Origin of the sequence: Pantoea sp. CTOTU46764 (assembly GCF_031974595.1) — a bacterium.
GTDB classification, from domain to species: Bacteria; Pseudomonadota; Gammaproteobacteria; order Enterobacterales; family Enterobacteriaceae; genus Pantoea; species Pantoea trifolii.
In genome coordinates this window covers 33,481-43,942 of record NZ_DALYOQ010000032.1, presented here as the reverse complement: position 1 = coordinate 43,942, position 10,462 = coordinate 33,481, and the positions used below count along the sequence as shown (strand labels likewise).

Annotated in this window: 9 protein-coding genes; all 9 read right to left on the bottom strand. The window is 59.1% G+C overall.

Features of this window, described 5'->3' with window-relative positions; all coding sequences use genetic code 11:
- Positions 1-2,325: type VI secretion system ATPase TssH (gene tssH, locus RTM06_RS12620; protein ID WP_312182581.1), on the bottom strand; the 2,325-nt coding region annotated here is incomplete at its 3' end.
- A 265-nt stretch (positions 2,326-2,590) separates the two neighbouring features.
- Positions 2,591-3,082 (bottom strand): type VI secretion system effector Hcp, encoded by a 492-nt coding sequence (gene hcp / locus RTM06_RS12615; protein ID WP_312182579.1) that lies wholly within the window; start codon positions 3,080-3,082, stop codon positions 2,591-2,593.
- Between the two features lie 3 nt (positions 3,083-3,085).
- Positions 3,086-4,609, bottom strand: coding sequence for an OmpA family protein (locus RTM06_RS12610; protein WP_409455800.1), 1,524 nt, complete (start codon positions 4,607-4,609; stop codon positions 3,086-3,088).
- Positions 4,610-4,743: 134 nt separating this feature from the next.
- Entirely contained in the window at positions 4,744-5,397 is a 654-nt protein-coding gene (tssL, locus tag RTM06_RS12605; RefSeq protein WP_265297640.1) for a type VI secretion system protein TssL, short form, read from the bottom strand.
- Positions 5,394-6,731, bottom strand: coding sequence for a type VI secretion system baseplate subunit TssK (gene tssK / locus RTM06_RS12600; protein ID WP_312182574.1), 1,338 nt, complete (start codon positions 6,729-6,731; stop codon positions 5,394-5,396). Before tssK ends, tssL begins: the two co-directional genes overlap by 4 nt.
- Positions 6,732-6,746: 15 nt before the next feature.
- Positions 6,747-8,294 (bottom strand): type VI secretion system contractile sheath large subunit, encoded by a 1,548-nt coding sequence (gene tssC / locus RTM06_RS12595; RefSeq protein ID WP_312182572.1) that lies wholly within the window; start codon positions 8,292-8,294, stop codon positions 6,747-6,749.
- 29 nt (positions 8,295-8,323) lie between these two features.
- Positions 8,324-8,821, bottom strand: a complete 498-nt coding sequence (tssB, locus tag RTM06_RS12590; protein ID WP_154157404.1) for a type VI secretion system contractile sheath small subunit — start codon at positions 8,819-8,821, stop codon at positions 8,324-8,326.
- A gap of 411 nt (positions 8,822-9,232) precedes the next feature.
- Positions 9,233-10,021: a phosphate starvation-inducible protein PhoH gene (gene phoH, locus RTM06_RS12585; RefSeq protein ID WP_008105319.1), complete on the bottom strand. Its 789-nt coding sequence runs from the start codon at positions 10,019-10,021 to the stop codon at positions 9,233-9,235.
- 72 nt (positions 10,022-10,093) lie between these two features.
- Positions 10,094-10,297, bottom strand: a complete 204-nt coding sequence (locus RTM06_RS12580) for a hypothetical protein (protein ID WP_312182570.1) — start codon at positions 10,295-10,297, stop codon at positions 10,094-10,096.
- Positions 10,298-10,462 lie beyond the last annotated feature (165 nt).

Genomic DNA, 10,462 nt, shown 5'->3' with positions numbered 1-10,462 from the left:
GCGCATCGCGTCGCGCGCCAGCGGGCGGTAAATCACCGTCTGGAAGCGGGCCAGCAGCGCGGGCTGGAAGTGGTCGCGCAGGATCGGGCGCAGGCACTCCTGCAGTTCGGATTCGCTCGCGTCCGGGGTTTCGTCCAGCAGCTGCATCAGCGCGTCGCTGCCGAGATTCGAGGTCATCAGGATCACGGTGTTACGGAAGTCGATTTCGCGCCCTTCGCCGTCGCGCATAAATCCACGGTCAAACACCTGATAAAACAGGTTAATCACGTCGCGGTGCGCCTTTTCCACCTCGTCGAGCAGCACCACGCTGTACGGGCGCTTGCGCACCGCTTCGGTGAGGATGCCGCCCTGGCCGTAGCCGACGTAGCCCGGCGGCGAGCCTTTGAGCTGGGAAACGGTGTGCGCTTCCTGATATTCGCTGAGGTTGATGGTAATCCGCGACTTATCGCCGCCGTACAGCAAATCCGCCAGCGCCAGCGCGGTTTCGGTTTTGCCGGTGCCGCTGGTGCCGACCAGCAGGAACACGCCCTGCGGGCCATTTTCCGAGGTGAGTCCGGTTTTCGAGGCGCGCAGGCGCTGGGCGATGGCGTTAAGCGCCGCGTCCTGCCCGACCACGCGGGTGGCGAGCTGGTTTTCCAGCGTCAGAAGTTCGGCCTGCTCGTCCTTCATCAGCGACGACAGCGGCACGCCGGTCCAGTCGGCAATCACGCCCGCCACGATGCGCGCGTCCACGTCGGCGGTGAGCAGAGGCTCGCCGGGCTGCAGCGCGTCGAGGTCAGTCTGGAGCTGTGCGATGGCGCTGCGCTGGCTGGCATCTTTGCGATCTTCCAGCATCTGTTGCATCAGCGACTGCACGATGCCGTAGCGCTGCTCCAGCGCCTCCAGCTCTTCATCGGTTACCGCAATCAGGCCGGCGATTTCGGCCAGTCGTTCCTGCGAGATAGCGCCACCTAGCGCCTCATCATCAAGGATGGCGCGCTGCTCAATGTTCAACGCGTCCAGCTTCGCTCTTAAACGGGTAATCGCTTCCGGCGTGGTGTCCTGGCTCATGCGCACGCGCGCGGCGGCGGTGTCGAGCAGGTCAACCGCCTTGTCCGGCAACTGGCGGCCGGTAAGGTAGCGGCGCGACAGCGTGACGGCGGCGCGCACCGCCGCGTCGGTGATGTGTACACCGTGATGTTCAGCGTAGCGCGACTTGAGGCCGCGCATCATCAGGCACGCGGTATCGTCGTCCGGCTCGTCGACTTTCACCATCTGGAAGCGGCGCTCCAGCGCAGCGTCTTTCTCAAAATATTGTTTGTATTCGCTCCACGTGGTGGCCGCGATGGTGCGCAGTTCGCCGCGTGCCAGCGCCGGTTTCAGCAGGTTGGCTGCGTCGGCGCCACCCGCTGCGTTGCCTGCGCCGATGATGGTGTGCGCCTCGTCGATAAACAGCAGCACCGGATGCGGCGCGTTTTGCACATCGGTGATGATATTTTTCAGGCGCTGCTCGAACTCGCCCTTCACGCCCGCCCCCGCCTGCAGCATGCCAAGGTCGAGCGTATGCACGCTCACCGGCTTCAAACTGTCCGGCACGTTGCCTTCGGCGATACGCAGCGCCAGCCCTTCGACCAGCGCGGTTTTGCCGACACCCGGCTCGCCGACCAGAATCGGGTTGTTCTTGCGGCGGCGCGACAGGATATCGACCATCTGGCGGATTTCGTTGTCGCGGCCAAACACCGGGTCGATTTTTCCGCTACGCGCGTCACTGGTGACGTCGCGGGTGAAACGAGTTAGAGCTTCGGTTGATGCAGCTTCGCCTGCGGGAGCTTTCTCGATAGTGCTGATCGGCATCTCCGGCGGCTCCGCTTCCGCACGCTCGTCGGACTGTGCTTCGAGCATCGGCTGTAAACGCCCCAACTGGCTCATGCGCAAACTCAGCAGCGGCCACAGACCTTCGCACTGCGCAAGTTTTGGCTGCTCAGACAGCGCCATAAGCAGGTGGATACTGCGGATTTGTGGGGAATTATCAGATGCGGAGGCCATCAGCCACGCCTGCTTCAGTAGCGCTTCAAGAGAAGCTGAAAGCTGCGGACGCCCGCGCACCGCGCGTGGCTGCCGGTCGAGAAACGCCAGCAAATCCTGCCAGATGGCGTCCATATCCCACTCGTAGCGGCGCGCGATGACGGTGATGTCGCCCTCGCCCTGCTCCAGCAGCTTGAGCAGCCAGTGTTCCGGCTGGATTTCTGTGTGCACGCGGGTCTGGCATAGCGACGCGGCGGCTTCCAGCGCCTGAGCGCAGAACGGGTTGAGGCGGCGCAGAAGCGCGGCTGACTGACTGTCCATAGCAAAATTCTCCTGATTGGGGGCACGCTACCGCCCGTCGCCGTGTACCGATGCGCATAAGGTCATCAGGTCTGAGGTGGAAATGACTTGTGGTTTCACCCGTCGGGGATGAAATCACCAGGCATCTGGCGTGGTGGGTATTAAGGTCGCCATGAATGGCGACCCTACGATCCGCCGGGTGTAAAAATCCCGGCCCGGCGGAGGTATTACGCTAAATAGTTCGTGTTGCAGCCAACGCACCTGCGGCGCGAGATATGACGCGTAATCAGGCGGTGGCGCGTTCGTTCCAGGAATCGGAATGAATGATGTTGCCGTCTTTATATGTCCAGGTGATTTTTTCGTAGCGCAGCTCGATCTGCTCCAGATGGTTGTGTTTCTCTTTCGACGGGTCCTTAACGTCGTGCATCACCGGTTTGACCTTCACCACCTTCACGTTCTCAAGCTTGGTGTTGAAGTACTCCACTTCCTGGCCGGCGTCGCTGATGCGGTACCATTTGAACTCGGCAGACTTCAGCGTCTGGCCGGTGGTGACCGCCTTGTAAAGGTACGGGCTGGACGAGTCGATTTCCTTGGTGAACAGGAACGGCGTGTGAATACGCGTGCCGGTCAGCTTGCCGGTGTTGTTGTCGGTCGGGATGTACAGGTTATGTTGCTGTGCCACCACTTCGATGCTGCCTTCACGGTCCTGCACGTCCACCGATCCCTTGATGTCCGCACCGCCGTCGTCCTTCAGCCACAGATAAACCGGAATTGCCATGTGTTACTCCTTTTCTTCATGATTGCCGTCACCATCCTGTGATGACGGAGGGATTGCGTCCGCTGCCTGGCAGGCGTCGGCCTGCGGCACCAGACTGATTTCAACGCGCCGGTTGGCCGCGCGGCCTTCGGCAGTGTCGTTGCTTTCAATCGGGCGACTCTGGCCGAAGCCCTGCACCGCGAAGCAGCTTTCGTCTACGTCGCCGGTGTCACGCATCCAGTCGCGCACGGATTCTGCCCGCTTCAGCGACAGGCGCTGGTTCAGCGCCGGATTGCCGGTATCGTCGGTGTAGCCCGCCACCACAATCAGCCAGCCCGGCTTCGCTTTGATGCCGACCAGCGCGTTGACCAGCACTTTGGTTGAGCCGGTTTTCAGGTCAGATTTACCGGAGTCGAACAGCGACAGGCTGTCGAGGCGCACGGTCTTCGGCCCTTCAACAATCTGCTGGATAACCGGCGGCGGAGGCGGCGGAGGCGCCCAGCTGTTGATGGCGGCGTCGACCGGCGCGAACAGGCGCATGCCCTGATACAGTCCCAGGCCAAGGCGAAGCGGTTCACCGCCGCGCTGCCAGCCATCAAGCAGTGTGCGATCGGCGATTAACTGCGCGCGCGCGTGAACCTTCGGCTCTGCCGGTTCACCAGACAGGTGTGCCCACAGCGTCAGATGGTCACCAATAGTGCGGATTAGCCGCTGGTTGTTAAGGAACGATGCCAGCAGCGCCAGCGCCAGAAACACCGCCACAATCATGCCCGCCGCGCGCGCCAGCCTCAGGCATCGGCTGACGCCCTGCCTGCGCGGCAAGCCAGCCAGCAGCGCATCCGGCAATGGCAGCGCGACATCGGTGCCTGCGGGTGCATAAGGCAGCGTGGTCAGCCCAGTAAGATGCTGCTCCCACAGGTTGTCCGCCAGCGCCGTTACCGGCGTCAGGCAAATCCCGGCGCGGCATGGCTTCATCTGCGTCAGTGGCGTAAGGTGCTTTTCCTGCCACATCAGCAGACTGTCCAGCCACTGCATTTGCACCAGGCGCGACGGCTGCTCCCGGAACCATTCAGTCAGCGGCATCGTATCGTTGCCGGCGATGCACGCCTGCAGCGCCCCCTGGCCCGGCGTGATGCTGAACCATTCTGCTTCGTGGTTCGGGTGTGATACCCAGCATGCAGTCCACAGCGGTGGCGCGCACTTCAGCACGCGACGGCACTGCAGCAGCGCACGCTGCCAGCCGTGAAAGTGGGAAGTAAAGTCTTCAGCAGACGTGTGCTGCTCCGGCACCACTGTCAGCAACAGCGAGACCTGTGGCAGCAGAGCCGGACGCTGAGTGGTGATGTAGTCGGCCATCGCAGTCAACTGTTCTGGCGCATCAACCGGCAGATACCAGCCCTGCACGGTTTCACGCGGCTGATTGCCGGAGAACAGCGATGCACTGTCGCCACACACCAGCACTACCGCACCGCGAAAATCTTCAGGCGGCAGACGATCATCGGCCACAGCGATTTCCACATAACGCTGGCGTGCCTGCCGCCATAGCATCAGCCCGGCGACCAGCAACACCAGCAGGCACAGCGCCGCCGCAGTAATGCCCGAAAGCGGCCAGAAGCCGAGGATCAGCCACAATGTAAGCAACGCGGCCAGCACGATCAGGGCGAAGTTGCCGATCCCGCTTCTCACTTGTTCATCCCCGCAATGCCGGACACCATCTGAGCCAGCCAGCCGTCCAGGACGAACCACAGGCTGCCAAGCAGCACGGCGACCACCACCCAGCTCATCCAGTAAAAACGGCGACCTGTGCGCATGCCTGCCGGACGCACCACCAGCGGCGCATCCTGTGCCAGGGCAAACGGTGGCACACGCGTCGCCAACTCGCGCACCACGTCCTCGCGGCGTTCATCATCCTGCTCGCGGTAATGACCAACAAAACCCAGTTGTAACGTGCGATACAGACAGGTCAGCACCGTCTCGTCCGCAGCGGGTTCGCGCAGCAATTCGCGAATACGTTCCCACAACGCCTCGCCACCGTTAAGCGAGTTAAAGAAACGCACCTGCAGCGGGTCACGGCTCCAGCGCAGCCAGCCGTCATCCTGCTGACCGCGGTTCAGCACCGCTTCGTCCAGCAACACACAAAAGGCGTACAGCATGTGGTCGCGATTGGCTTCGCTAAAACCCGCCTCCGTCAGCGCCTGGCGGGCATCGTTCACCCAGCCGGTAGCGCGACGATAGAGCGCATCGCCATTGTCAATCTGCTGACCGCAGCGTAGCTGGCTGACCATTAGCCAGCCGGCAAAGAAAAGGCGCTCGGTCAGCGCGTTATTGCTGTTCATGAGCGCAGTACCGCATAGAGTTCAAGTTTCAATTCGCCCAACGATTCCGGGGTGTAGAAGGTGCAGCCACCGGAATCGAGCATGGCGCGCGCTGCCGCTGTTGACAGGTCTAGCGCAAAGTACTGATTTTCCAGACGCAGCGGGATGGCGGCAGGCACATGCGGCAGCGGGCGGATGGTCATGCCGCTGAGCGCGATGTTGACCACCTCCGACACGTCGTCATGGCTGCCTGCTTTACACAGCAGCGGGAAGCGGCTCTGCAGCTCGTGGTTTGGCAGCGTGGAGCGCACCGACAGATAAAAATCTGCCCCTTCGCGCAGCCGCGCGTCGTGGAATCGCCCCTTCCACAGCACGCCTTCACGGCTTAGGTCGATGGAGATGACGCGCGATGGCAGGCTGGCTTCCAGCAAAGAATCCAGTAGCGAAAACAGCGGCGGAAACACCTGCTCCGGCGCGTCGTGCCGATAAGCCGGGATATTTCCGGCATCGTGTTCGAGAGAGAAAGTCAGCAGGCTGCCAGCCAGGCGCGCCAGCTCTCGGTACAGCAGTTCCGGATGACGGGTTGGTGACTGGAACAACTCCAGCAGCACCGGCTCGGCGCTGTTCAGCGCGTTGAGCAGCCAGAACAGCGAGACGTCGGCGACAGCAAAATCGGCCATGCGCTCGTTGCTCTCGCGCCGCAGCGCCATCAGTCGCTGACGGCGGGCACTCAGACGATGTAGCAGGTCACCCAGCGCTGTCAGCACCGCCGGACTGGCCGACAGCGACAACATTGGTGGAATAAATGACGCATCGCGTGTCCACTGTCCCTGCGCGTTGCGCACAAGGCGCGCCACCGGACAGGTGAGATACGCGCCGTTTTCCTGATTCACAAGACGCAGACGCAGAGCAAAACGCTGCACGGCAATGCCGGTGCGCTCCTGCCCCGCCAGCTCCTGCACCTCTTCACGACCGGCCACCCAGCGGCGCGGACGTTCGCTGTCGCTGCCGTCGTCGAGATTACCGCCATTGGCGCTCAGCAACGGCAAAGCCAGCACCACTTCAACCTGTTCCTGGCCGGCTGCAACGGACAGGTCGCAGGCCGGTGGCAGGTTGTCGGAGAGCGCGGTGTCCGTCAGCGTTCCGTCGGGAAAGCGCACCGTCAGGCGGGTGGCGTTGAGACGTGACAGCGCCAGCGCGCCATCGTCAAATTCCGCATGGACCACGCCCCACGGATGCGCCAGGCCCATACGCGCCACTGTGTCGGCGACGTGAGCGTCCCACAGCGACTGCTGCTGAAACTGCTGCGGCGTCAGAAACGCCCCGTCTTCCCATAACGGTCGGTAGATTTTCATCGCGCCTCCTGCGCCTTAAGCCTTGGCCTTCGGCATCTGAGAAACCAGCGACAGGTTCACGTCCATGCCTTCCACCTGGAAGTGCGGGATGGCGAACAGCTTGACGCGGAAGAAGCCCGGGTTGTCTTCGATGTCTTCCACCAGCACTTTTGCATCGCGCAGCGGGTGTGAAGACTGCAGCTCGTCGCCTGGATCGGTCATCTCGGTCACCAGCGTGCGCACCCAGGTGTTGAGTTCCAGCTCCAGCAGGCGACGATCTTTGGTAGTGCCGATGTTTTCGCGCTGGATCAGCTTCAGGTAGTGTGCGATGCGCGACAGCAGGAAGATGTACGGCAGACGCGCGTTGATGCGGCTGTTGGCCGTCGCATCAGCGGTGTCGTAGATTGCCGGTTTCTGCGTTGAGTTAGCCGAGAAGAAGCAGGCGTAATCGCGGTTCTTGTAATACGAAAGCGGGATGAAGCCGAGGTTAGCGAACTCAAACTCGCGGGTTTCCGGAATCATCACTTCAGACGGGATTTTCACCTGATTTCCGGTGCCCAAATCGTACAGGTGGATCGGCAGATCCTGCACCGCACCACCGGCCTGCGGGCCACGAATTTGTACGCACCAGCCGTTGCTGATAAAGCTCTGCACCATGTTGGCGGCGAAGGCGAACGAGGCGTTGGTCCACAGATATTTGTCGTGATCCGGGCCTTTCACCTCTTCGATGTAGTTGAAGCTGCGCACCGGCACGGTATCCGGGCCATACGGCAAACGACCGAGCACACGCGGCATGGTCAGGCCGATGTAGCGTGAGTCATCGGTGTCACGGAATGACTTCCACTTGATGTATTCGGCGCGGTCAAAGTAGTTGCCGATGTCTTTAATCGCCGCCACTTCTTCCATTGAGTCTTTGAGGAAAAACTGTGGGCCGACCGAACCGATAAACGGCATGTGTGCAGAAGCAGCCACTTTCGACAGGTTGCGCAGCAGCGCCACGTCCTGCGCCGAGGCATCAAATTCGTAAGCCGAAATCACCGCGCCAATCGGCTCGCCGCCCGGCGTGTCATATTCAGCGACGTAGGTTTGCAGATAGAGGCCGCTCTGGATGATTTCCGGCGCGTCTTCAAAATCCTGACGCAGGTCATCTTTCGACACGTCCAGCACTTCGATTTTCACGTTCTGGCGGAAGTCGGTTTTATCCACCAGCGACTTCAGGCCGCGCCATGCGGATTCCACTTTCTGGAACTCGTCGTGATGCATTACAGCATCCAGCTGGCGGCTGATCTGGCGATCCAGCTCGGCGATGTGATGATCCAGCAGGTTTTTATCCAGCTTTTCCACTTTCGCGCCGCTGATTTTCAGACGCGTCAGGAATACCTGCATCGCAGCGGTGACGCGCTCGTCGGCGGTGGCATCAGACATCGCCTGATTGTCCTGCCAGACGTTGAGGTCGCTCAGCTCTGACACCGGGTTGAGGTTGATTTTTTCAAACAGCGACGCGTAGACGCCGCCCGCAGCGGGGCGATCCAGCACGGTGGTTTCACCGGCGGTACGGCTTTCATTCTGAACTGACATCAGCATTCTCTCTCTATAGTCCGTTACGGGGATGATCAGGCTTGATCGGTGGCTAACGCAGACAGCTCGCTGCGCAGTTCGTCGCTGAGTGCCGGATCTTTTAGGATGGCTTCCAGCTCTTTGCGGAAGGTGACGTTATCCAGCAGGTTGGATTTGAGGTCGCGCAGCAGATTGCGCATCGCCAGCATGGCGCGCAGCTGAGGGATTTGGCGGGCAACCTGCTCCGGCTCGAAGTCTTTCATGTCGCGGAAGTTCAGCGCCACGTTCTCTTCGCTGCCGTCGCCGGCCAGGGTATTTGGCACGGCAAATGACACCGCAGGCGCGATATCGGCCAGCACGCTGTTGAAATTGTTTTTGTTAACGTTGATTTTTTCGCGTTCAGACAGCGGGCGGTCTTCCGCGCCGTTGCTGAAATCGCCGGTCACCAGCAGTTTGAGTGGCAGCTCGGTCTTCTTCGCCGCCCCACCTGTGTGCAGGTCGAGTTTTAGATTGATACGGGCTTTGGGGATTTCATTCTGGTAAGAGTTGCTCATGTTTACTCCTTGTAAAAATGGCGCGGAAAGCACGCGTAGGCACACTTTCCCTGTGTGTTACCGCGCGAATATATAGCTGGAGATTTTGGAAGGCAATAAAGCGAGGCGATCTTTTCGATCTGATTTATATAGGAAATTTCTTAAGATTTGAGTTAAGGTATTGATGAGCACTGAAAAAAAAGCCAAGAATATTCCCAAAATTATTTTTTAGGTTATCGGGATATTTTTTCATCTGACACTTTTTCAAGGATAAACAATAAAGCGATGTTAATCGTTGTAGTAACATAAATTTTGGAGGGCTGGGGCAGGCGATAATGTGAAAAAAACGCCCAATGGTATGCCGCCATCATCCCGCACATAAAAAACCCGGCTCACGCCGGGTTTTGCTTAGCTACATTCTCAATCAAACGGTTAACTGTAAGCGTGCAGCGTGCGTTGGCACAGCGCTGAACGGACGCAATCCTCTTTGCCGAAACGCACCACACCAATCATTTCATCCTCTTCAAAGCGCGCTAACGCATCGGCGAGGCCAGATTTGGCATGGGACGGCAGGTCGCACTGGGTGATATCGCCGTTGACGATAACCGTCACGTTTTCCCCCAGGCGAGTCAGGAACATCTTCATCTGTGCGGCGGTGACGTTTTGTGCCTCATCAAGGATCACCACAGCATTTTCAAAGGTACGTCCACGCATGTAGGCGAAGGGCGCGATCTCTACCTTGGCAATTTCGGGCCGCAGGCAGTATTGCATAAAGGAAGCGCCGAGACGTTTAACCAGAACGTCGTATACCGGTCGGAAATAAGGCGCGAATTTCTCGGAAATGTCTCCGGGGAGGAAACCGAGATCTTCATCCGCCTGCAGAACCGGGCGCGTAACGATAATCCTTTCGATATCCTTATTGATCAGGGCCTCAGCCGCTTTGGCTGCGCTAATCCAGGTTTTTCCGCAGCCGGCTTCACCGGTGGCGAAAATAAGCTGTTTCGTTTCTATGGCATGGAGATAGTGTGCCTGAGCTTCATTTCTGGCTTCAATCGGCCCGCGGTCACGTGCATCACGTGCCATACCAATCGAATCCAACCCACCCATTTGCACCAGCGAAGTGACCGATTCTTCTTCACGCTGACGGTGACTGCGAGAGTCGCTACGAATAACGCGTCTTGCTTCACGACGTGCTTTGATCACTGCTTTCTGTCTTCCCATAGTGGCACCTTACAGTTGGTTTCATTTATCGCGGCGGATCACCCGCGGCGATGACTTGAACGCTTTAGAGGTTTAGTTGGCTTCCTTGTAAGCCGTGTCGAGCCAGTGAGAATGGTACGCATCAGCGCCGAGACGCAGGCGCGCACCGGTAAAGAAAATGAGATTGAACGAGAATGACGTTTGAAAAGTAGAGAGGTTATTTAGCAGGGAAGAAATCCCCCGCAGTGTACTGCATGTGTTGAAACTATTTAACTGTCCCAGAGAGAGACGAATCATGCGCGAACTCCAGTGGCTTAGCCACACAACTGACAACGCTTATGAATAAAGTGCATCATATTTACGGTGGTTTGCAACATTAATTTTACGTCCCGATAAAGAAAAAAAGATAAGCGAAGCCTGAGGTCTTTTACCTTAAATTAAATTATGTAAATTTATCAGATG